Here is a 1,714-nt window from a genome sequence, read left to right on the forward strand (position 1 = left end):
TGCTCCTGCTTCTTTCAGAACTTCAATTTGAGATTCTAATTTTTGTTCAAAAGTACTGACACGTGCATACCCAATTTTCATATTTTGACCTCTATTAATAACCCTAAGTTGTGAGTGATGTTATCCTTAAATCTTAGAGTCACTATTGTATAATTTAGACAAAGGACAAAAACATAAAAAAACGCTACTCAAAAGAATTTAAAGAAACCCTTATCGCCTTTTATCATTCTGGTCAATCCGTCACCCAGCTGTCTAAAGAATACGACGTGGCCCCTGCAACAATTTATAAATGGATAGACCTCTACTCTAAATCTAATGAAAGCTCCGTCTCTAAAGCTGATTTTCTAGAATTAAAAAGACAACTGGCTAAAGTTAAGGAAGAACGAGACATCTTAAAAAAAGTATTGACCATATTCGCCGAGAAAAAGAAGTGAGTGCTGCGGATATGGCTCAAACCATACAAACTTTAGCACTCAATGTCAGACTAAGCTGTCAACTCCTTGATGTTCCTGAATCAAGTTATTATGAACGGATTAACCGACATCCATCTAAAACTCAATTAAGGAGACAATACCTGTCACTCAAAATTTCTCAACTCTTCAATGCTAACCGAGGAATCTATGGTGCTCCTAAAATTCATCATCTTCTACTTAAACAAGGGGAAAAAGTCGGGTTAAAACTGGTACAGAAGCTAATGAAGCAACTTCAACTCAAGTCTGTAGTCATTAAGAAATTTAAGCCTGGATACTCACTAAGTGATCACATCAATCGAAAAAATCTTATACAGACTGAACCTACAAAGAAAAATAAGGTTTGGTCAACCGACATTACTTATATTCCTACTCAACAAGGATGGGCTTATCTCTCAACCATTATGGATCGTTATACTAAAAAAGTCATTGCTTGGGATTTGGGCAAGCGAATGACTGTAGAATTAGTGCAAAGAACTTTAAATAAGGCCATTAAATCACAAGACTATCCAGAAGCTGTTATTCTTCATTCTGACCAAGGAAGCCAGTATACGAGTCTAGAGTATGAAGAGTTGCTTAAGTATTATGGGATGACTCACTCTTTCAGTCGAAGGGGATACCCTTATCATAATGCCAGTCTTGAATCTTGGCATGGACATTTAAAAAGAGAGTGGGTGTATCAATTTAAATATAAGAACTTTGAAGAAGCCTATCAGAGTATTTTCTGGTACATCGAAGCCTTTTATAATTCAAAACGAATCCATCAAAGTTTAGGGTATCTTACACCTAATCAATTTGACTCGGTGCTTCTATCTAAATAAAAAACTATATAAATGAACTCACTTACTAAAAAGCCTCATAATAGAGGCATTTATTTCTCACGATTTATCTAGAAATTTATTTAACTCTAGCTTCTTTATCTGTATTGTCTTCTACTTTGTCTTTTACTTTATCAACTTGTTCAGAGGTGAATTTCCCAGTTGTTTGAGCCGCGCTAGTCACTCGATCTTGAATACTTTCATCATCTTCTTTTTTTTGCTCTTTCGTTTTAATATCTGTGACTGTTACGTTAACTTCAACAACTTCCAATTCTGTCATTGCCGCAACCTCTTTACGAATGACTTCTTTAATTTTTTCATAAATATCAGGCACATTCTTACGATATTCTGTAACTACTTTCAAGTCTACTGCAACCTGTGTTTTCCCAACTTCTACGTCAACACCTGTTGTAACATCATCAGTAT

Annotated in this window: 2 protein-coding genes; one reads left to right on the forward strand and one right to left on the reverse strand. The window is 35.2% G+C overall.

Annotated features, from left to right (window positions below; all coding sequences use genetic code 11):
* Window positions 1-173 precede the first annotated feature (173 nt).
* Window positions 174-1,291 (forward strand): IS3-like element IS981 family transposase gene (locus ACIBM5_RS47030; RefSeq protein ID WP_353759714.1). Its coding sequence is split into 2 segments (ribosomal slippage): window positions 174-390 and window positions 390-1,291, totalling 1,119 coding nucleotides; the frame shifts between segments, so codons are not numbered across the junction.
* 76 nt (window positions 1,292-1,367) lie between these two features.
* Here ACIBM5_RS47030 and ACIBM5_RS47035 read toward each other — a convergent pair.
* Window positions 1,368-1,714 (reverse strand): Asp23/Gls24 family envelope stress response protein (locus ACIBM5_RS47035; RefSeq protein WP_396012846.1); only part of this gene is annotated, 347 nt, incomplete at its 5' end.

This window comes from Embleya sp. NPDC050493 (assembly GCF_044458105.1).
In the GTDB taxonomy this organism is placed as follows: domain Bacteria; phylum Actinomycetota; class Actinomycetes; order Streptomycetales; family Streptomycetaceae; genus Embleya.